23 protein-coding genes, 1 tRNA gene and 1 other RNA gene are annotated in these 19,117 nt (G+C 34.3%); 19 read left to right on the top strand and 6 right to left on the bottom strand.

The annotated features are described in order from the left end of the window. Window positions 1-112 precede the first annotated feature (112 nt). The 5 genes from LSO06_RS00340 (at window position 113) to LSO06_RS00320 (ending at window position 5,107) form a co-directional block, all read left to right on the top strand. Complete coding sequence (locus LSO06_RS00340; RefSeq protein ID WP_231760117.1) at window positions 113-1,891, top strand: aminopeptidase P family protein; 1,779 nt, start codon at window positions 113-115, stop codon at window positions 1,889-1,891. Further along, window positions 1,888-2,577, top strand: a complete 690-nt coding sequence (locus LSO06_RS00335; RefSeq protein WP_231760116.1) for a hypothetical protein — start codon at window positions 1,888-1,890, stop codon at window positions 2,575-2,577. The genes LSO06_RS00340 and LSO06_RS00335 overlap by 4 nt, the downstream gene beginning before the upstream one ends. A gap of 25 nt (window positions 2,578-2,602) precedes the next feature. Next, a complete protein-coding gene (def, locus tag LSO06_RS00330; protein WP_231760115.1) occupies window positions 2,603-3,091 on the top strand; it encodes a peptide deformylase in 489 nt (162 codons plus the stop codon). A 4-nt stretch (window positions 3,092-3,095) separates the two neighbouring features. Then, the gene (fmt, locus tag LSO06_RS00325; protein ID WP_231760114.1) at window positions 3,096-4,049 is read left to right on the top strand and encodes a methionyl-tRNA formyltransferase; all 954 of its coding nucleotides are present in this window, start codon (window positions 3,096-3,098) and stop codon (window positions 4,047-4,049) included. A 110-nt stretch (window positions 4,050-4,159) separates the two neighbouring features. Continuing rightward, window positions 4,160-5,107: a PASTA domain-containing protein gene (locus LSO06_RS00320; RefSeq protein WP_370639789.1), complete on the top strand. Its 948-nt coding sequence runs from the start codon at window positions 4,160-4,162 to the stop codon at window positions 5,105-5,107. A gap of 34 nt (window positions 5,108-5,141) precedes the next feature. Here LSO06_RS00320 and LSO06_RS00315 read toward each other — a convergent pair whose 3' ends face one another. Then, window positions 5,142-5,864, bottom strand: a complete 723-nt coding sequence (locus LSO06_RS00315; protein ID WP_231760112.1) for a 16S rRNA (uracil(1498)-N(3))-methyltransferase — start codon at window positions 5,862-5,864, stop codon at window positions 5,142-5,144. A 72-nt stretch (window positions 5,865-5,936) separates the two neighbouring features. On the opposite strand from LSO06_RS00315, the gene trxA reads away from it, so the two are divergent. The 8 genes from trxA (at window position 5,937) to secG (ending at window position 12,990) form a co-directional block, all read left to right on the top strand. After that, on the top strand, window positions 5,937-6,290 hold the full coding sequence (trxA, locus tag LSO06_RS00310) for a thioredoxin (protein ID WP_231760111.1): 354 nt from the start codon (window positions 5,937-5,939) through the stop codon (window positions 6,288-6,290). Between the two features lie 87 nt (window positions 6,291-6,377). Next, window positions 6,378-6,824, top strand: a complete 447-nt coding sequence (ybeY, locus tag LSO06_RS00305) for an rRNA maturation RNase YbeY (protein ID WP_231760841.1) — start codon at window positions 6,378-6,380, stop codon at window positions 6,822-6,824. Beyond that, window positions 6,824-7,600 carry a hemolysin family protein gene (locus tag LSO06_RS00300; protein ID WP_231760840.1) on the top strand — a complete coding sequence of 259 codons (777 nt, stop codon included), beginning with the start codon at window positions 6,824-6,826 and terminating at the stop codon, window positions 7,598-7,600. The genes ybeY and LSO06_RS00300 overlap by 1 nt, the downstream gene beginning before the upstream one ends. After that, the gene (locus tag LSO06_RS00295; protein WP_231760110.1) at window positions 7,597-9,597 is read left to right on the top strand and encodes a tetratricopeptide repeat protein; all 2,001 of its coding nucleotides are present in this window, start codon (window positions 7,597-7,599) and stop codon (window positions 9,595-9,597) included. The genes LSO06_RS00300 and LSO06_RS00295 overlap by 4 nt, the downstream gene beginning before the upstream one ends. 48 nt (window positions 9,598-9,645) lie before the next feature. Beyond that, window positions 9,646-10,653 carry a type I glyceraldehyde-3-phosphate dehydrogenase gene (gene gap / locus LSO06_RS00290; protein WP_231760109.1) on the top strand — a complete coding sequence of 336 codons (1,008 nt, stop codon included), beginning with the start codon at window positions 9,646-9,648 and terminating at the stop codon, window positions 10,651-10,653. 24 nt (window positions 10,654-10,677) lie between these two features. After that, window positions 10,678-11,856: a phosphoglycerate kinase gene (locus tag LSO06_RS00285; protein ID WP_231760108.1), complete on the top strand. Its 1,179-nt coding sequence runs from the start codon at window positions 10,678-10,680 to the stop codon at window positions 11,854-11,856. Window positions 11,857-11,858: 2 nt separating this feature from the next. Continuing rightward, window positions 11,859-12,623, top strand: coding sequence for a triose-phosphate isomerase (gene tpiA, locus LSO06_RS00280; RefSeq protein ID WP_231760107.1), 765 nt, complete (start codon window positions 11,859-11,861; stop codon window positions 12,621-12,623). A gap of 10 nt (window positions 12,624-12,633) precedes the next feature. Further along, window positions 12,634-12,990: a preprotein translocase subunit SecG gene (secG, locus tag LSO06_RS00275; protein WP_231760106.1), complete on the top strand. Its 357-nt coding sequence runs from the start codon at window positions 12,634-12,636 to the stop codon at window positions 12,988-12,990. A 66-nt stretch (window positions 12,991-13,056) separates the two neighbouring features. On the opposite strand, the gene ung is transcribed toward secG, so the two are convergent. Both ung and LSO06_RS00265 read right to left on the bottom strand, forming a co-directional pair. Beyond that, window positions 13,057-13,728 (bottom strand): uracil-DNA glycosylase, encoded by a 672-nt coding sequence (gene ung / locus LSO06_RS00270; RefSeq protein ID WP_231760105.1) that lies wholly within the window; start codon window positions 13,726-13,728, stop codon window positions 13,057-13,059. Between the two features lie 124 nt (window positions 13,729-13,852). Then, window positions 13,853-14,323 carry a VUT family protein gene (locus tag LSO06_RS00265; protein WP_231760839.1) on the bottom strand — a complete coding sequence of 157 codons (471 nt, stop codon included), beginning with the start codon at window positions 14,321-14,323 and terminating at the stop codon, window positions 13,853-13,855. Between the two features lie 19 nt (window positions 14,324-14,342). Between LSO06_RS00265 and LSO06_RS05785 the strand changes: the two genes are divergently transcribed. Continuing rightward, window positions 14,343-14,474: a hypothetical protein gene (locus LSO06_RS05785; RefSeq protein WP_255673283.1), complete on the top strand. Its 132-nt coding sequence runs from the start codon at window positions 14,343-14,345 to the stop codon at window positions 14,472-14,474. Window positions 14,475-14,579: 105 nt separating this feature from the next. Here the strand turns inward: LSO06_RS05785 and LSO06_RS00260 are convergent, their stop codons facing one another. Continuing rightward, window positions 14,580-15,248, bottom strand: coding sequence for a queuosine precursor transporter (locus LSO06_RS00260; protein WP_231760838.1), 669 nt, complete (start codon window positions 15,246-15,248; stop codon window positions 14,580-14,582). 177 nt (window positions 15,249-15,425) lie between these two features. Between LSO06_RS00260 and ssrA the strand changes: the two genes are divergently transcribed. Continuing rightward, window positions 15,426-15,788, top strand: a transfer-messenger RNA (tmRNA) gene (gene ssrA, locus LSO06_RS00255). A 17-nt stretch (window positions 15,789-15,805) separates the two neighbouring features. On the opposite strand, the gene LSO06_RS00250 is transcribed toward ssrA, so the two are convergent. Further along, window positions 15,806-15,877, bottom strand: a tRNA-Gly gene (locus LSO06_RS00250). 180 nt (window positions 15,878-16,057) lie between these two features. Between LSO06_RS00250 and LSO06_RS00245 the strand changes: the two genes are divergently transcribed. Beyond that, window positions 16,058-16,414, top strand: coding sequence for a DUF3276 family protein (locus LSO06_RS00245; RefSeq protein ID WP_231760104.1), 357 nt, complete (start codon window positions 16,058-16,060; stop codon window positions 16,412-16,414). An 8-nt stretch (window positions 16,415-16,422) separates the two neighbouring features. Here LSO06_RS00245 and LSO06_RS00240 read toward each other — a convergent pair whose 3' ends face one another. Continuing rightward, complete coding sequence (locus LSO06_RS00240; RefSeq protein ID WP_231760103.1) at window positions 16,423-16,968, bottom strand: ribonuclease HII; 546 nt, start codon at window positions 16,966-16,968, stop codon at window positions 16,423-16,425. 75 nt (window positions 16,969-17,043) lie between these two features. Between LSO06_RS00240 and LSO06_RS00235 the strand changes: the two genes are divergently transcribed. From LSO06_RS00235 to phoU, 3 genes are read left to right on the top strand one after another with little or no spacing between them, the layout of a single operon-like run. Then, window positions 17,044-17,430, top strand: coding sequence for a hypothetical protein (locus tag LSO06_RS00235; RefSeq protein ID WP_231760102.1), 387 nt, complete (start codon window positions 17,044-17,046; stop codon window positions 17,428-17,430). Window positions 17,431-17,465: 35 nt separating this feature from the next. Next, the gene (locus LSO06_RS00230; protein WP_231760101.1) at window positions 17,466-18,425 is read left to right on the top strand and encodes a hypothetical protein; all 960 of its coding nucleotides are present in this window, start codon (window positions 17,466-17,468) and stop codon (window positions 18,423-18,425) included. An 11-nt stretch (window positions 18,426-18,436) separates the two neighbouring features. Beyond that, a complete protein-coding gene (gene phoU, locus LSO06_RS00225) occupies window positions 18,437-19,108 on the top strand; it encodes a phosphate signaling complex protein PhoU (protein WP_231760100.1) in 672 nt (223 codons plus the stop codon). Window positions 19,109-19,117 lie beyond the last annotated feature (9 nt).

The following is a 19,117-nucleotide window of genomic DNA, read 5'->3' as shown; positions in this document are numbered from 1 at the left end:
GAATTTTACTCTTGATCCAAATTATAACAAATAAAGAATTTTTTTAAAATTGAATTATTTGTTATAATAAACGAAAATTGCTAAGTTATTGGTTTAAAGGAGCTTGCTTATTATGGATATTAAGACTAGGGTATTGTTTTTAAGAAATTTAATGGTGAGAAGTGGAGTTGATGCCTATCTAATAGCAAGTTATGACCCTCATATGAGTGAGTATTCTCATGTGAGGTTTAGTGCTCGTGAATTTATTACAGGTTTTACAGGGAGCTCTGGAACAGTGATTGTTACTGAGAAAGAGGTGCTCCTTTTTACGGATGGCAGGTATTTTTTACAGGCAGAGAGTGAACTTGAGGGTACTGAGTTTAAGCTAATGAAACTTGGGGTTAAAGGATATCCGGATCTTTTTAGTTATATCAACATAAATCTTAAGGGCTTGAGGCTTGGGTTTTACTCTGAAGATATTAGTATAAGACTTTACAATGATCTGGTTAAAAATTGTAGGAATACAGATATTGAGGCTTTAGATGAAGATTTGATTTCAAGTATTTGGCATGATCGACCTACATTGGAAAGAAATAAAATATTTGAACTAACTGAAGCACAGAGAAACAATAAGCGAGCGGATAAGATTGATAATCTTAAATCAAAGTTGGAAGAAAGAGTGGTCGATTTTTACATTGTAAGTTCTTTAGACGAAATAGCTTGGATTTTGAATTTAAGAGGGTTGGATATTAAATCATCTGCTTTGTTTTATGCTTTTTTATTTATTACAAGAAGCAAGAGGCATAAAAATGTTCTCTTTGTTGACGTTTTAAATCTGGGCGCTGACTTAAAAGAGATACTTGAGGGGGAGGGATTTGAGATTGAAGACTATGGTAGTTTTTATTCATTCTTAAGAGAAATTAGACATGAAGGGAAGTTTTTTGTATCAGTTGATAGCAATGTTAAAGTGTTAAAATCTATTGGGGAGTCGAACGCAATTCTTGGTCAGAGCGTTGTGAGTGAGTTTAAGGCGATAAAATCCGATTATGAGATTAGCAAGATGAAAGAGGCGCATATTATTGACGCGGTGAGTTTAATAAAATTTCTACATAGCTTCAAGAGTTTAAATAGAGATGAGTTACTTAGATTGGATGAGGTTGATGTTGCAAATATGCTTTTGAGTTTTAGATTATTGAATAATGAATTTTTTAGTTCTAGCTTCGGCTCAATAGTTGGATTTAAGGAAAATGGAGCATTGCCTCATTACAGCCCCAAGAAAGGAGCTAGGAAATTGGATTCTAATGGGTTGCTTTTAATAGATTCTGGGGGTTCCTATATTGAACTTGGCACAACAGATGTTACGAGGACCATTTCGATTGGAGAACCTTCTTACGAGGAGAAGGAAGATTACACTTTGGTTCTTAAATCTTTTATCTCCCTTGCATCTTTAAAATTTCCATTTGGCACCTCAGGCGCCTCTCTTGATGGGATTGCTAGATTTCCTTTGTTAAAGAGGGGTTTAAATTTTGCTCATGGGACTGGTCATGGAGTAGGTTTTTTTTTAAATGTGCATGAACTTCCAGTTTCTATTAGTCCTTTTTCCACTTATTCTTTTAAGGGGTCTGAAATTGCTTCAATTGAACCCGGACTTTATCGTGATTCTAAGCATGGGATTAGAATTGAAAATTTAGTTTTTGTAAAGCAAAGTTATTTAAATGAATTTGGAAATTTTTTAGAATTTGAGCATTTAACCCTTGTTCCCTTTGAGAAAGAATTGATTTTAAGTGAGATGCTTTCAGAAGATGAGTTACAGTATATTAACAGGTATCATGAGAACGTATACTTTAGTTTAAAAGAACATCTTAATAGTGAAGAATTGAAATTCTTAGAGGGTTTGACCAGTAAAATATGAAAATTATGACCTTATTGATAATGTTTATTGTTTTCGGGTTGGTGGATTTATATGCACTAAGATCGGGTATTGTGTTTAATAGCTCTTACAGAGATGCCATAAGTGAGGCTCGAAAGTTAAATAAGAATGTTTTAATTTTGGTTGGAAAGGATATTAGGGATAATTTAATAAATGATTTTCTAAATTCTTTTGAAGATGATAAAACTCTTGAGATTGTGACGCAAAATAATATTTTTTTAGTTATTGATGTTCACAATGAGATTTTTAGTGAAATTAGTTTGAAAAAAAGTCCTACTTTATTTTTTGTTGATTCAAAAAGTGAGCAGATTAAGGCCGCTTATGTGGGGTCTATTAAGGACACTGTTCAGTTTGATAAGGATTTTTTAAGCTATGTTTTAGGAACTTCTAAACTGGATGATATTGTTCATGCGGGAAGCAATTATGAGATTAACACTTATGACGACAAGGTTTTCTTTTATAAAACACTGGATGGTAATTGGAGATTGAGAATGAATGGACAGGATAAAAAGCTCTTTTCGTCAAAAATAGAACTTAAGGAATACTTGGTACTTAAAGATGAAAACGAAGATAAACTTTATGCTTTTCCCAAATCTAGAAGAGGTAGTATTTATTTTTCAGAAGTAGGGAATGAAGAGTGGAAGCTTTTTGGGAAGATAAAGACATAGTCTTGGATAGGTGGTTTAGAGATTTATGAAGATGGTTTTGTATCCCGATGATTTGCTTAGAGTTCAGACTCAGCCGGTCTTGAGTATTGATGATGAGGCCAGAAGTACTATTTTTAAGATGATAGACTTGATGGACGCTAGTGGTGGGGTTGGTTTAGCGGCTCCTCAGGTAGGCCTTGACTTGTCTATTTTTGTTGTAAGAGAAGATAGGTTAATAAAACCCTTAATTTTTATTAATCCCTTAGTAACAGAGACTTCCTTTGAGCTTTCTGTTATGAGGGAGGGTTGTTTAAGTATTCCTGGAGTTTTTTATGATCTCGTGAGGCCTAGGGCTATTGTGGTAGAGGCTTACGATGAGAATGGTAAATTTTTTAAAATCGAAAATTCGGGATTTTTAGCCAGGATTGTACAGCATGAGGTGGACCATTTAAAGGGGGTTCTTTTTATTGATTATTATGAGGATAAACTTAGAAGTAAATTGTTAAGATCTTATATGAAGAAGAGGAGATTGTGAGAGGTTGAGAGTTTTTTTTGCAAGTTCTAGTAGTATTTCTTTAGAAGTTTTTAAGGAGGTTAGGGATCGATATGATGTTGTTGGTGTTTTAACATCGCCCGACAAGCCGAGCGGCAGAGGCTTGAATTTAAAAGCAAACGAGGTTAAGGTTGAAGCTATTAAGAAAGGTATTCCAGTTTTAGATCCTCTTGTACTTGAATTGTCTACAATAAAGGCGATTAAGGAATTAAAGCCGGATGTTATGTTGGTTTTCTCTTATGGAAAAATATTTAAGCAGGAATTTTTAGATATTTTTCCACTGGGTAGTATTAATGTTCATCCTTCGCTTTTACCGAAGTACAGAGGGCCTTCTCCCATCCAGACAGCTATTTTAAATGGTGACAGCTCTAGTGGAATTACAGTCCAAAAAATGGCTTTAGAAATGGACAGTGGGAATATCTTGGCTCAAAGACAATTTGAGATTGAGGGCTTTAACACAAGTGCTGATATTTTTAAATACGTTTCTCTAAATAGTGCTGATATTGTTTTGGAAGCTTTAGATAAGGTAGAGAAGGGAAGTGTTGGAATTCCTCAAGATTCAAGCCAGGCAACATATTGTTCTTTTCTGAGTAAGCATCATGGGATTATTGATTTTACTTTAAGTGCCTTTGAAATTAAGAATAAGATCAATGCTTGCAATCCTTGGCCACTTGTAAGAGCTAGGTTAGAAGAAGATGAGATTATTTTTCATAGAGCAGACTTTATAAAGGATAATAATTATTGTGAGCAAGCAGTAGGAGAAATTGTTTCATTTTGTCCCAACAAGGGTCTTTTTGTAAAAACAGGCGATGGGGTTCTCTTGTTATTAGAGCTTCAAAGGGCTGGAAGAAAAGTTTTAGATTGCAAGTCTTTTTATAATGGAAACAGAGGTTTGGTAGGGAAGCGTTTCTTAAAGCTTGAGCATAAGGAGATGGTTTAGCATTGAGTGACAATAAAGAACAGAATAATTTATTTTCGGATAATAGAGAATTGGGCAGTCAGCGTAGTTTGCGGAAAGAAGATAGAAATTTTAATGAAGAAACTTTTTTCTTGTCTGGCTACATAGTTAAGGGGCTAATTCTTACCATTTTGGGGTCTTTGGTTATTTCATGTGCAATATTTTTTATTTTTTTAAAGAGTAGTGATCTTGTTGTTGTTCCAAATCTTGGTGGGCTTTATCTTGAAGATGCGATTACCGAGCTTCAAGATAAAGATCTTATTCCTTATATTGAGCTTAAATTTTCATCAACTTCCCTTGATAAAGGGAAGGTAATAGACCAGAGGCCTAAGGCTGGTACTGCTTTAAGACTTGACAATAAGGTTACGATATTTATAAGCAAAGGTGCAGTGGTTAACAAGGTTGATAGTTTTATTGGGAAAAATATTGATGATGTGCTTATTAATTTAAAGGCTAATTCGATAAACAATAACAGATTGTTTTACCATATGCTAAAGCCTATTGAAGTTGAGAGTGAGTTTTCAAAGGGGACTATAATACGACAAGGACCATCTCCGGGCACTAAGATCACGGGCCTAGTTGACCTTCAGCTTTTGGTAAGCAAGGGACAATCGAAAGATTTGGTTAAGCATGTGAAGAACTATATTGGACTTTATTATAAAGATGCAATTATTTTCCTTTTAAATGATGAGATTGTTTTTGATATAGAGCTGGTGAAGGGCAATAACTTTGGAAGCGTTGTCCTGCAATCTTTGCCAGTAAACGCTAGGATCGAGGATTCAAGCAAGTTGATAATTACCATTAATGAGCCAAAAGTAGATAATTTAAGTGTTTTTGGTATTTTAACTTATAAGCTGGATAGGTACCCCTCTAGTGTAGATGTGATGGTTAAAGTAAAAGACTCTAGTGGGAATAGTTCTTTGCTTTATTCTTTTAAAACTAAGGGAGGCTCCATTAAGTTGCCTTATGAAGCGGCAAAAGGCTCTGTAATTGAGCTTTATATTTACGATAAACTTGTAAACCAAACAGTGGTAAATTAGCTAAAGCATCTAGTGGTAATTCTTTTTGAGGAATTTACTTTTTGGTTATCTTGGATGCAATAATACCGGAAGATATGATCGCAGCTGTTTCTGTTCTTAATGTGTTTGTTGATATGGAATACGACAGAAATCCTCTTTCTCTTACTAAGTTTATCTCTTTTTCTGCAAATCCTCTCTCTGGACCAATCAGGACAGCAGCGTTGGTTGTTGTTATTTTAATATCAGTTAAGTTGGTATTGCTTTCTTTTTCAAGCAATACCTTTGTGTACCCAGAGCCTTCGTATTCTATGGCGCTTAAAGCGTCTTTTATATTGTTAAGAATTTTTACTTTTGGTATATAGGTAATGCCACCTTGCATAGCACCTTCTATTAAGTATTTTTCATATTTTTTTTCTTTAAACAGTTTGGAGTATGAGTAAGATTTCTCACTAAGTAAAGCGTTAAAAAAAATAATTTCAGAGACTCCAATACTGGCAAGGTCTTTAATTATTCTTTTTGCTGTGATTGGACGTACCAAACCAAGCATTACTTTTATTTTCTTTAACTTATTTGACTTTGCTATTTTATGACTTTCTTTAAAAAAAAGTTTTGTGTCTTTCTTGTATGTGCAACAATAAATCCACTCTTCTTCAATGATTCCAAATTTAAATTTTCCATTGTCTTCAAGATTTAATATTTCGGTAATGTGTTTTACTCTAAAATCATCAAGAAGAATCCCATTTTTGAAGTCTTGTGAGCCTATTAGTATTAAGTTCATTTCGTGTCTACTCTTTTATTAATCATATTGTATTTATGCTATAATTAAAAGTAAATTAAGTCAGGAGAAGATATGGTGGTTACTTTGACTAAACAGGAATTTATTGATAAGGTTTTTGATTATGAGAATGACAAGGAATTGATTTTTAGGGGAAGCAGGCCTGCGATAATCGATTTTTATGCTGATTGGTGTGGTCCGTGTAAGATGCTTGCCCCAGTTTATGATGAGCTTTCAAGAGAGTATGGGGATAGCATTGATTTTTATAAGGTAGATACTGATAGGGAGCAAGAAGTTTCTATGGCGCTTGGAGTTCAGAGCCTTCCTACTATCATGTTTATTCCTGTTGAGGGAAAGCCAAAAGTTTCTGTGGGGTATCTACAAAAGGACACTTTTGAGGATACGATTAAGGATTTTTTTAAAATTTAATTTCTAAGTGGTGTTAATTATAAAATTAAAACTTCGTCTGTTTGTATGGTATCTTTTTAAGTTATAATTGTGCTAGGGTGTAGTGAGTTGGTAGAGGAAGATTTGGATTTATGGGCAGAGGATGTTGAGTTTGAGTATTTGGACATTTATCGTGGCTTCGTTTCATCTGTTTTGGGTTTTCTTCGCGTTAAGAGGTTCGAGCTTGCTGTTGTTCTTTGTAGTAATGCTTATATCCAAAGGTTAAATGGTGAATTTAGGCAGAGGTTTGAGCCCACCGATGTTCTTTCTTTCAATTATTTTGAGGGAAATGGGCAACTGAATCATGCTATAAAGGGCGATCTTATAATATCCCTTGAGTATCTGAGGTTTAGTGCTTTTGAATTTGGTGTTGAGATGTATGATGAGCTTCAGAGGGTTACTATACACGGAATTCTGCATTTAATGGGATATGATCACAAGACGAATGATTTTCAAAAGGAAGAGATGTTGGTTATTCAGGAGCAGGTCTTAAGAGAAACCAGAAGGGTGTTTTGATGTTCAATTTTTTTAGTTTAATTAAGAATAAAAGAAGAAGACGTGCCGATGAGGATAATGAAGGAAGGTCGAGGTTGGAACCTGCTTCGATAAATAACTTTAGTTCTCTTAAGGGGACCATTGTTAAGGAAATTATGATTCCAAGGATAAGCGTAGTTTTTGTTGATTATTTTGGAAGTAAGGATGAAATTTTGAAAGTTGTAACATCTAGTAATCACTCGAGGTTTCCCGTTTACAAGGAAACGATCGATGATATTATTGGAGTAATTCATACTAAGGATATCCTCTTTCATATGTGTAAGAAGGATTTCTATGAAATTGATTTAAAAGACGTTATGCGTAAGGTAATGTTTGTACCAGAGAGTAAGAAAATTGATTCTCTTTTAAAAGAATTTCAGGAGAATCATGTTCATATTGCTATTGTTGTTGATGAATACGGGGGGGTTTCAGGCCTTGTTACTCTTGAGGATATTCTTGAGGAAATAGTTGGAGACATCCAAGATGAATTTGATAATGAAATCGACGAGATAGTCCCTCTTGATGATGGTAGTTATCTTTGCACTGCTAGGGTTTTGATAGAAGATTTGAATGAAAAACTTGGATTAAAGCTTCCAGATGGAGATTTTGACACTCTTGGTGGATTTGTGTATGACTTGTTTGGAAGAATTCCCTTAAAGAATGAAAAAATGGAGTACAATAACTTGACATTTACTATTAAAAATATGCACCAGAGAAACATTAAGGTGATAAAGATTTCTCAGAAGGAAGCGTTGTGAGTTTGAGTCGATTTTTTTGTATTTTTTTGATTTTAAGTTTAAATGTTGGAAACTTAATAGGCTCTGTGACTGCGATTGAATATTACCAAAGGGCACAAGAGTATTACCTTGTGCAAAAAAATTACGATGCAATTGATGAGCTTCTTGAGGCAATCAAGATAAATCCTGATTATTATGAGGCGTATAAGCTTATTGCGGAAATTTATTATCGGTTGAAAATATATAATCAGGCTCAATTTTTTGTAGAAAAAGCTTACAGAATGTCAGATGGCGACACTGAGTATAAAATCCTTTATGCTAACATACTACTTAAGAATAAAAAAACGGAAAAGGCTAAAAAATTCTATACAGAAGTTCTTTCTAGGCAAAAGAATAATATTGATGCCCTGGTGGGGCTTGCTTCGATATTTGAGGAAGAAGGATTGCTTGTAGCAGCTGCCAATTATTATCTTACAATCCTTGAGTATGGCCAGACAAGTTACAGCGCCTTTGAGCGCCTTATGAATATTTATGAGAAATTAGATATGAGAGATAAGGCGCAGCATTTGATTAATAAGATCAGGGGCAATTTTAATTCATTTCCAGATTTTCATAAAAGAGTAGCAGAATTTTATGTTAGTACTCAAAACTTAGGAATTGCGGAGAAATATGCTCAAAATTATTTGATGTTGATAGGAACCACTTATAAAGATTTTGGGTTTGTTGACGCTTATCGTTTGCTTGCCCTTATTTATTTGTATCAGTCTAAATATGAAGATTCAGTAGATGCTCTTCAGAGGGCAATACTTGTTGATAAAAATGTTGATGAACTTTATTACCTGCTTGGTTATTCTTATTTAAAACTTGGAGAAGTTGATAAAGCTATTTTAAACTTAGAAAAAGCCAGAGGCATGAAAAAGGATTTAGGGTTTTATAACATTGCTTTAGAAGAGAGTTTTTTTGTATCCAACTTTAGAGGTTTTATTCAGGATAATGATATTAATGCTGAAGTTTCTAGGAAGTACGAAAAAGAGGGATTTAGGGCCTTTAAGAATTTAAATTTAGACGAGGCAGTATTTAATGTAAAAAATGCTGTTGATATTTGTCCTGATAATGATAGCGCTAGATTTTTGCTTGCAAAAATCTATAAATTGCTGAAATTGGATGTGATGGCTTATGAGGAGCTTTATTATTTAGCAAAGCAGAGGAATGTTTTAGATCCTAAAATCTTAGATTTTTTTGACATGGTCTCATTTGATGTTAGAAGTTCTTTGTCTTTTAGGTATGGCTATAGGAGTATTGGTGATTTAAATAAGCTTTATGACGAGAGAACGGTTTATAAGGTGGGTATTTTCACACAGAATGAGAATAAAGTCTTTGGAGCAAATGAACTAATTTTAAGATATGCTGAGAGAATAATGGAACGCAATTTAAGCATAGAGGTGGTGAATTATAACTTTGATTATAGTAAAAATAAAGATTATTTAATAAGTAGCTTTTCTGAAGGGTTTTCTTATGCAAGGAGCAGTAATCTTGATTTATTTTTGATTTTTGATCTTGATGTGGATGTTTTTAAGAATTCGGTTAGGCTGGAAGTTGGAGTTTATTCAGGTAGAACGGGTGTTAAGGTCGGTACTTTTAACTATAATTCAGGGGGAGTTCTTTACTTAAGTGAGGTTTTAAGCACCTTCTCTAGGGATTTTAATGCTTATTTGCCTAGAAGGGGGAAGATACTTAAAATCAGGAAGGAAGATGCTCTTATTAATTTAGGATATGTGAACGATGTTAAGAAAGGTGATGTATTTTTGGTTCTCAAAGAAGGAGCTTTAAGGTATGACAACGATGGTTCTAGCTTTATCAGTTATAACAAGGCGGATATTCTTGGTGAAATTTTGGTCGAAGAGGTGAGTGATTATATTTCTAGGGGAGTTTTGAAGTCTTCTTCCCTTTTAAGAGATTATATTCAAGAGGGGTATACGATTTTTATAAAAAGTAATTTGACACTTGCTATTAATTAATTTATGATTTAATAATTCTAGTAGTGATAAAAAAATATGGAGGATTGTATGAAGTTGGCTGTTAATGGTTTTGGGCGCATAGGTAGAAATGTTTTCAAAATTGCTTTTGAAAGGGGGATCGAGATTGTTGCTATAAATGATTTAACAGATCCTAGAACACTTGCTCACCTTTTAAAGTATGATTCAACTTTTGGCGTATACAACAAGAAGGTTGAGGCTAGGGAGAAGGCAATTGTGGTGGACGGAAAGGAGATAAGGATTATTGCTGAGAGAGACCCTAAGAATCTTCCTTGGGGAAGACTTGGAGTTGATGTTGTAATTGAATCAACGGGTGTTTTCTCAACAGCAACGAGTGATAGGGGTGGATATATCGATCATGTGGAGCATGCTGGAGCTAAGAAGGTGATTTTGACAGTTCCTGCTAAGGATGATATTAAGACTATTGTGTTGGGCGTGAATGATCATGACATTAATTCTGATTTGAAGGCTGTTTCTAATGCTTCATGTACAACAAACTGTCTTGCTCCTCTTGCTAAGGTACTTCATGAAGCTTTTGGAATTGAGCAAGGTCTTATGACCACTGTTCATGCTTATACGAACGACCAAAAGATTCTTGACCTTCCACATTCTGATCTCAGACGAGCAAGAGCGGGGGCGCTGTCTATTATTCCTACTTCAACAGGTGCTGCTAAGGCTGTTGGGCTTGTTTTGCCTGAACTTAAGGGGAAGCTTAATGGTACTTCAATGAGAGTTCCTGTTCCAACGGGATCAATTGTCGATCTTACAGTGCAACTTAAGAAAAAGGATGTTACGAAAGAGGAAATAAATTCGACTCTTAAGAGAGCTTCTGAAACTAAGGAACTCAGTGGTATTTTGGGATATACGGATGATCCTATAGTTTCTTCAGATATTAAGGGAAATTCTCATTCTTCAATAGTTGACGGTCTTGAGACAATGGTTCTGATGAATGGTTTTGTTAAAGTGCTTTCATGGTATGACAATGAGTTTGGATATTCTACAAGAGTGGTTGATCTTGCACAAAGATTGGTTAAGTAAGAACAAAGGATTGTGGGGTAATTGATGGCAATAAAGACTATAAAAGATTTTAACTTTTTGGGTAAGCGAGCTTTGGTTAGGTGTGACTTTAATGTGCCTTTAAGAGAGGGGAATATTAGTGATGATACTAGAATTAGGGCAGTCCTTCCTACTTTAGAGTATCTTAAGGCCCATGGGGCTAGGGTTGTTCTTATGAGTCATTTAGGCAGGCCGGATGGGGTCAGAGACCTCAGATATTCTCTAGGCCCTGTTGCTAGGAGATTATCAGAATTGTTGGGAGAGGATGTTAAGATTCTTTCTGACTGTATAGGCGATGATGTGTTTGATGCTATTTCTCTTATGAAAGATGGGGATGTTGTTTTACTTGAAAATGTAAGGTTTTATAAGGAAGAGGAACAAAACGATAGTGTGTTTGCTGAGAAATTGTCTCGGAATGGGGATGTTTTTGTAAATGATGCTTTTGGGACTGCTCACAGGGCTCATGCTTCCACGGCGGGGGTTGCAGATTATTTACCGGCTGTTGGTGGGTTTTTAATGGAAAGAGAAGATAAGTTTTTGGGTAAAATTTTGAAAAACCCGGAGAGTCCATTTGTTTCAATAATAGGAGGTTCGAAGGTCTCTTCAAAGATTGGGGTATTGGAGTCTCTTTTACCGAGATCCAATGTAATGGTAATTGGAGGTGGTATGGCTTACACTTTTCTGAAAGTAGGAGGGCATTCTATTGGAAAATCTCTCCTAGAAGATGGGTGTATTGATGTGGCCGCTTCTTTTTTAAAGAAGGCGAGTGATTTGAATGTAAGGATTATTTTGCCACTTGACCATGTGGTCTCGAGTGAATTTAAGGCGGACTCTATTCCTGAGTATGTTGATTCTGTTGATATACCTGATGGTAAGATAGGCATGGATATTGGTGATAAAACTTTAGGAGAAATTGAAGGAGTTCTGGGTGGTGCAAGGACTGTGATTTGGAATGGACCCCTTGGGGTTTTTGAGTTTGACTCTTTTTCTAAGGGAACAGCCAGAGTTGCTAATTTTGTAGCAAGTTGCCTTGGGGTTACGGTTGTTGGCGGAGGAGATTCGGTAGCGGCTGTGAATAAATTTAATTTGGCAGGTAAGATAACTCATGTCTCAACGGGTGGGGGAGCTTCTCTTGAGTATCTTGAGGGGAGAATTTTGCCAGGTATAAGGGTATTGGAGAAGTGAGTATGAGAAAGATATTTTTGGCAGGAAACTGGAAGATGCACTATACGAGCTTGGAGGCTTTAGATGTTTCTAAACAGGTTGTGGATGGTGTTCGGAATTTTAGGGATGATATTTTGGTTATGATAGCGCCTCCGTTTACATCTCTTTGTAAAGTTTGTAGTGTTACTAGGGGAACTAATATTCTTCTTGGGGCCCAGAACATGTCTTATGAAGATATTGGGGCTAGAACTAGTGAGGTTTCGCCTTCTATGTTGTTAGAGTTTGGGGTCGATTGCGTAATACTTGGGCATTCTGAATGTAGGACTTATTTGGGAGAAACGGATGAGGTAGTAAATAAAAAGGTTCTTACTGGACTCAGGCATCCGTTTAAATACTTAATTCTTTGTGTTGGAGAGACCCTTAAAGAAAGGGAAGATCACAAAACTTTGGATGTTGTCTTGAGTCAGGTTAGGAAAGGGCTGTCTTCTGTGCCTGAATCTGAGATTGGAAGGATAGTTTTGGCTTATGAGCCTGTGTGGGCTATTGGAACTGGTAAAACAGCAACAAAAGAAGAAGCGCAGGAAGTTCACAGGGCAATTAGACTTGAAATCGAGAGATTATATTCGAGGGCGGTTGCTGATAATATTATCATCCAGTATGGTGGTTCTGTTAATGTGGGGAATATAAGAGGTCTTATGGAGGAAAGTGATATTGATGGGGCGTTAATTGGCGGGGCGTCTTTGAAGGCTGATTCTTTTTTGGGCATAGTTAATAAAGTAGCTGAGTAGGGGGATTACTTTGGAATTGTTTCGATTTTTGATGTTTGTTTTTTTTATTGTAACTTCTTTTATGATTATCCTGTTGGTGTTATTTCAGGATGAGCAGGGTGATGGTATTGGGGGAGTGTTTGGTGGTGGAAGTTCTTCTATTTTTGGAGCTAAATCCTCAAACGTTGCGATAAAAATCACGGGGTTTTTTATTGCGCTTTTTTTTATATTCGTTGTTGCATTGTCTTTTGTTAATACGAAAAGAGTAGATGACAGTTTGTTAAAGGAAGTTAAGATAAATGAGAAGGGTTCACAGTTTTGGAATGATGAGGCAAGAGATGATGAAGGGGATAGTGGTGGTGAAAAGGCCTTGAAGGAAAAGAGCTGACGGCATTTACCAAATGGGTGTAGTCATGTGTTAATTGTTTGTATCTCATTGTTTGTCTTCTCATTTTCATTGAAAGTTTATTGGAGTTTTGTGGTTTTTTTTAAGGTATTCCAGGGTTTTGCCGAAGTGGTTTGAGCCTAGGAATCCGTTGTTCGCTGAGTAAGGAGATGGGTGGCTTGTTTCAAGGATTAGGTGTTTTGATGTGTCAATTAAGTTCCTTTTTCCCCTTGCGAAGTTACCCCACAGCATGAATACGATGTTGTTCAGATTTGTTGAAATAATTCTTATTACCTCGTTTGTAAAAATTTCCCACCCTATTTCTTTGTGTGATGATGGAATTCCTTCTTCTACTGTTAGTATTGAGTTTAATAAAAAAACACCTTGGATTGCCCATCTTTTTAAATCCCCGTTTGCAGTAGTTTTTATTTTTAGATTGCTTTCTATTTCTTTGAAAATGTTTTGTAGCGATGGAGGTATTTTAATGCCTGAATTGACAGAAAATGCCAATCCGTTAGCTTGTCCTTTTCCATGATATGGGTCTTGTCCAAGGACGACAACCTTTATGTTTTTAAATGGCAAAGAATTGAATGCATTAAATATAAGACTTGGGGGAGGAAATATTTTACCATTTTTCGTTTTGTATTCATTTTTTATGAAACTCACAAGTTTCTTAAAATATTCTTTGTTAAATTCGTTTTTTAATACTTCCTGCCAAGATTTCTCGATTTTTACTTCCATTCTCAATATTATATAAAAAAATTTATTTTTAGGGGTACTACTTCGATTTTATTTTTCCTATTTAGGCTAGACTTTTTATCCAAATAGGAAAAATAATTTAAGGATGGACAAATTAATGAATAAATTAAGTTTCTTGTGCTTTAAGAGAAGTCAAAAAATGATAAATAATAGAATCTATTACCATTATTGCCAGGATAAAAATCCTAGAGCCTTCTATATTAAAATCAATATCTTGGTAACGATACAACTGTGAAACTGCATAAACGGAAAATTTAATAAGAGCATAGGCTATCAACGAGGTGATCAATCTATTGAGGTTATGTTTCAGCCATTTGATTTTTAGGTTTTTCTGTTTCATAACAGCATACATGTATATATTCACATTCTGGCATATGTATATAATGTATGTGCCAATAACAGTTGTTGTTGTATATGCAGTGTCATAGAACAATAGTTTAAGATGTATGTTTGAGGTGTCGAATAAATTGTGTTGAAAAGCCAAAGTAAAATTTATCATTAATACAAAAGTTATATTTATAAGCAGACCCAGCGTTGTGCATTTTACGGCTGTTTTTGCATTGTATTTTTCTGTGATTAAATTAAGAGAAAAAAGGATGGATAAAAATGTTATTGTTGTTAAATTGACAGTTTGTTCGAATATGACTACCTTTTTAAGTATAAGAATCTTTGAAAGTATTGTAGTAATGGCAACAAAACAAAAAAGACCCGATTTTCCGAATAGATAGTAAAACACCGTCAGGTACAGATATACAGATAAAAGCAAAAATGCCCATAAAAACAGGTCCGCCATACACCCGTTAATTGTAGCAAATCATAAGCCAATAGTTAAGTTAACAACTGCAGTCGTGTTGTTTTTTTTGCTGTGAAATGAATTTTGATGCGTAAATAAATGGTGTTCCTAAAAAACCAGCAAGTGCTTTAATTAAATACGTAGAAAGTGCTATATCAAAGAAAGCCTCTTTTGGAAATATTTTGAAATACGTTGCAATACCCACAAATACGATTGTATCTATTAATTCACTTACCAGTGTCGATCCATTGCTTCTTACGAAGAGAAATTTTGGAAATTTATTTTTAATGAATTGATACAAGTGGACGTCGTTTAACTGAGATAGTATGTATGCGGTTATTGATGCAACTAATAAAATTGGGATTGAAGAGAAGATGCTTTGTAAGCTGTTGAAATGTACATCAAGTTTGCTTGGTGAAAAATAAAGTTGAATATTCGTGATGAGAGCAAAAGCTATGAAACTTATAAAACCCATGTAAACTGCTTTTTTTGAAACCTGGCGTCCGTAAAATTCCGATAAAATATCGGTTGCAACATAGGTCGATGCATAAATAATATTGCCAAGTGTAGCATTTAAACCAAACAAAGTAATTTGTTTTAAAACTTGAATGTTTGCGATGGCTACAGAGGACGCCACCCACACAAATAAACCTTTTTTTCCAAAGAATCTGTATACTGTAATTAAGATCGAATAAGTGCAAAGCAACATAATAAACCACACAAACTCGTTACTCCAAATAATAAACCACACAAATTCGTTATTCAAGACACCCTCGTTATTTCGTTCGTTACACAATCAATTGTAAAACTTTAGATGTTGTTTTTCAAATAAATTATTTTGCTTTTTTAGTGCGTTTATATTATAATTTCCATCGGAGTGATAAATGGGGATGTTTTGGATTTGACTAAAAGGTTTGGTAGTATGAGTTGCAGGCAGAGTGAATCTCTTAAAACTTCTTTAATAAATGCAAAAAATAATAACTTTGCAAGTTCAAATCTTGTAATGGCTGCTTAGGTTAGCAGAGAGTTTTGTTGAATTTTGCTTTGAGGTTCGGCTTACACTCTTTAAAGACATCGAAGCTCGCCTAGGAATGCTTCAAGTTGCGTTTTTAGGGACTTTTAAACTTGGAAGTAACTTGACGGTTCCGCCAGAGTCTCCGTCTCTTTACTCATCAAAACACTGGCTAAGCTTGTAGACACTTGTGGTATTACTTTTAGGACGCGGGTTCGAGTCCCGCCATCTCCATGTCGGAATGCTGTGCAGTAAGCGTCCTATCGGAATCGAACCGATATCATTAGCTTGGAAGGCTAAGGTAATAGCCATTATACGAAGGACGCACGAATACCAGGTCCGATTCTATAAAAAAATTAGTTTTATGTCAATTAATTTAAAATAAGTTTTATGACAACTAATTTATTATTAAGTTTATCTAGTATTTTTTTTTCTTAATAAGTACAATTAGGTTAGCTTTTATGAAAGCCAATATGATAATTGGTGTTTTTTGAGTGGAGGAATTAATGGGAGAGCGAGGGGAAATATATTCCGATAAATTATTTACAAATTCTGAGAGAACTTATTTCTTTAATGTTAAAGAAAATAGGAAGGGTGATTATTTTTTAAATATTGTTGAAAGTAAAAGGAATGCTAGCGGAGATTTTGAAAGACATTCAGTTTTTATTTATGAGGAAAATATTAAAGAATTTGAAGCAAGCTTATTAAGAGCAATTTCTGTAATTAAGAAGAAGATTTCTGGGAATTATGTTGCAGGGGATGCGCAGCGCGATGATTTTGATGCCCATAATGAAGGTTTCAGAAGTGACGATTTTGACAAAGATTACCACTTTTCAAGAAGGTCTAGAAATAGAGATTATTAAAAGAATATTCAGGTAAGTTTAAAACTTTTTCTGTGAAGGCTTAGGATTCCATGTTTCTTTATTGCATCTTTGTGGTTCTGCGTTGGGTATCCTTTGTTGTTTTTCAGGTAATAGAGAGGATAAATTTTATCGTATTCGTCCATCAACTTGTCTCTTTGTACTTTTGCGATAATGGAGGCTGCTTTTATTTCATTAATAATAGAGTCTCCCTTGATTATTGCCCTGACTCTTTTGGCTTTTATTGTTGGAATAAATTTTCCATCTACAAGGACTAAATCGCATTGTATATTTAGGTTTTCATATGCGAGTTTCATGGCAAGAAGCGATGCATTGTGAATATTAATTTTGTCAATGATATGGTTAGGTACCTCTGCAAAGGCATAATGTGCATTTTTAAGTATTAATGAAGATAAGTATTCCCTTTTTTCTTTTTTAAGCTTTTTTGAATCGTCCAGTTCATTTAAAAAATCAGGCTGCCCTTTAAAAATAACTGCCGCGCTTAAGACGGGGCCAAAAATGCATCCTCTCCCAACTTCATCGATTCCACAAATCATAATCAATTATATTATCTTAAATAGAGAAAGTGTAATATTTTAATATATAATTTACTGAGTAATAGAGGGAATTTTATGAGAAGAAAGAAGTTTTATTTTCAAAAATATTTTTTAATATTAATATTTTTATCTATTGCTGTTGCTTTTATTACCTATCTTTACTCTAGTAACATTATCAGAGTTGCTCGTAAGAACACAGAAGAGGATTTAAATAAAAAGTTAAAATTAATCAATGCGGAGGATTTTTATTTTGATTTAAATTCCAATCTCAACATGAATGATTTTTTCTTTCCCAAACCCCATCTGCCTGGTAGTGAATTGGAAGATGAATTAACTGAGCATCAGACAATTAATGAGGAACTTCTTAAGGAGTTCTGGATACAACCTGAAAATTTATTTAATATTGATTTGGAAAAGCAAAATGAGACAGTAGTTGACAGAATTTTGGAAAATTATAAGTGAATAAAGGAAATTGTTTCAGTGTTTTATTTTTAGTTATGAGTGCAGTATCCCTGCTTGCTAGGAGTGGCCATGGTGCTTATGAACTTGATTTTAGTAGTGAAGAGAGAGAATTTTTAGTAAAAACTAATTCAAAGTTTAATTTTTTTTTTAAAGATGAGGCTTGGATTTATATTAAAAATCCTAAGAATGGCTCTTTTATTAGACTTTTAGGAGAATCTTATCAGGATGGAGCTACTTTTACTTTTCAAACTTCAAATAAAGTTGGGGCTATTGTTTTAACTTTTAGTTATCAAAACTTAAGAGATTCTAGGGAATTTACTAAAAATGTGATTTTAAAAATTGAGCAAAGAGTACCTAACAGGCTTGAAGATAAGGCGCAAGATAATGAAAGCGATGAATTAAAGGATGGTAATGTTGGTTTAAGTTCTAGAGAGGTTATCAGAAGAGCTTTAAATTTATCTTACATTAATGATTATAAGGGTGCAATTAAGTTGCTCAATAGCTATAGTTTTAATGAGAGTGAGTACACTTTATTGAAAGCTGATCTTTATTATAAGAATGGGGACTACTTAAATTCTTATGAAAATTACTTACGTTTAAGAGATAAGCACTTTAATCAAATTTTTTTGCATCTTATCAGTCTTGGAATTAAGTTAAATAAGGTAGAGAATGTATTAAGGGATGTTAGGTTCTTAATAGAGAATAATATTGATTTTAGTGAAGATGTTTATCTTGATATTCTTGAGTTTTTGTTACTGAGCGGTGAGTATGAATTTTTTTTAAATTTGAGTTCTCTGTATTTCCCAAAATATGTAAGCGCTAGTTTTCCGGATAGATACAATTATTTATTGGGTAGGCTATATGAGACTGAGAGCAAGTATAGAGATTTTCTGAAAGCAATTGATTACTATAAGAGGGTTATTGATGATTATCCCTTTAGTAATTATTATGAGATGTCTAGGTTGGGATATTTGTTTTTAAAAAGGTTTTTTTAGGAGGATTTGGTATGATTAGACGAAAGCTTACTAAACAACTTGAAGTGATAAAAGATTATCTTTGGGATATGAAAGAATGTGTTCTTAAAATAATAGAAGATTCTTTAATAGCTTTGGAATCTAGGGACAAAAATTTGGCTAAGAAGATCATTAATGAGGATGAGAAAATAATAGACGACTATCAGTATGATATTGAGGACTTATGTGGAAGAATTATTGCTACTGAACATCCTGTGGCTACTGAACTTAGGGAGATTTTAGCGATTATTAAAATAATAAGTTCCCTTGAGCGAATCGCAGACCATTCTACTAAAATTGTAAAGGTCGTACTTCTCTTGGAATCTAATGCGGCAGATTTTTGCACTGCTAGTCTTTATCTTAAGCCTTTAAGAGAAATGGCAGATACAGCAAAGGATATGCTTTCAAATATTTTTGATGCTTACTTTGATGGGGATTTTACTAAAATACTTAAAATAGTAAAGTACGACAACATTATAGATAAATTATTTTCCAAGCAAAAGACAGTTGTAATTGATGCTATGAAAAATAATCCGGAAAATTTGGATTATCTTCTAAATATCTTGTTTTTAAATAGCTTTCTAGAAAGAGTTGGAGACCATGTTGCTACAATAGGTGAGTTGCTTTATTTTGTTAAGGTAGGAGAAAAAGTGAATTTGACCTAGAGAGGCTAT

This window comes from Borrelia sp. RT5S, assembly GCF_021165755.1.
In the GTDB taxonomy this organism is placed as follows: domain Bacteria; phylum Spirochaetota; class Spirochaetia; order Borreliales; family Borreliaceae; genus Borrelia.
This window is presented reverse-complemented; position numbering and strand designations above follow the sequence as displayed.

Excerpts from the sequence above, each read along its gene's own strand:
- LSO06_RS00340 (WP_231760117.1), top strand. The coding sequence starts at position 113 with ATGGATATTAAGACTAGGGTATTGTTTTTAAGAAATTTAATGGTGAGA.
- LSO06_RS00335 (WP_231760116.1), top strand. The coding sequence starts at position 1,888 with ATGAAAATTATGACCTTATTGATAATGTTTATTGTTTTCGGGTTGGTG.
- def (WP_231760115.1), top strand. The coding sequence starts at position 2,603 with ATGAAGATGGTTTTGTATCCCGATGATTTGCTTAGAGTTCAGACTCAG.
- LSO06_RS00315 (WP_231760112.1), bottom strand. The coding sequence starts at position 5,864 with ATGAACTTAATACTAATAGGCTCACAAGACTTCAAAAATGGGATTCTT.
- trxA (WP_231760111.1), top strand. The coding sequence starts at position 5,937 with ATGGTGGTTACTTTGACTAAACAGGAATTTATTGATAAGGTTTTTGAT.
- LSO06_RS00300 (WP_231760840.1), top strand. The coding sequence starts at position 6,824 with ATGTTCAATTTTTTTAGTTTAATTAAGAATAAAAGAAGAAGACGTGCC.
- gap (WP_231760109.1), top strand. The coding sequence starts at position 9,646 with ATGAAGTTGGCTGTTAATGGTTTTGGGCGCATAGGTAGAAATGTTTTC.
- LSO06_RS00285 (WP_231760108.1), top strand. The coding sequence starts at position 10,678 with ATGGCAATAAAGACTATAAAAGATTTTAACTTTTTGGGTAAGCGAGCT.
- tpiA (WP_231760107.1), top strand. The coding sequence starts at position 11,859 with ATGAGAAAGATATTTTTGGCAGGAAACTGGAAGATGCACTATACGAGC.
- ung (WP_231760105.1), bottom strand. The coding sequence starts at position 13,728 with ATGGAAGTAAAAATCGAGAAATCTTGGCAGGAAGTATTAAAAAACGAA.
- LSO06_RS05785 (WP_255673283.1), top strand. The coding sequence starts at position 14,343 with ATGGATAAAAATGTTATTGTTGTTAAATTGACAGTTTGTTCGAATATG.
- LSO06_RS00260 (WP_231760838.1), bottom strand. The coding sequence starts at position 15,248 with ATGTTGCTTTGCACTTATTCGATCTTAATTACAGTATACAGATTCTTT.
- LSO06_RS00245 (WP_231760104.1), top strand. The coding sequence starts at position 16,058 with ATGGGAGAGCGAGGGGAAATATATTCCGATAAATTATTTACAAATTCT.
- LSO06_RS00240 (WP_231760103.1), bottom strand. The coding sequence starts at position 16,968 with ATGATTTGTGGAATCGATGAAGTTGGGAGAGGATGCATTTTTGGCCCC.
- LSO06_RS00235 (WP_231760102.1), top strand. The coding sequence starts at position 17,044 with ATGAGAAGAAAGAAGTTTTATTTTCAAAAATATTTTTTAATATTAATA.
- LSO06_RS00230 (WP_231760101.1), top strand. The coding sequence starts at position 17,466 with ATGAGTGCAGTATCCCTGCTTGCTAGGAGTGGCCATGGTGCTTATGAA.
- phoU (WP_231760100.1), top strand. The coding sequence starts at position 18,437 with ATGATTAGACGAAAGCTTACTAAACAACTTGAAGTGATAAAAGATTAT.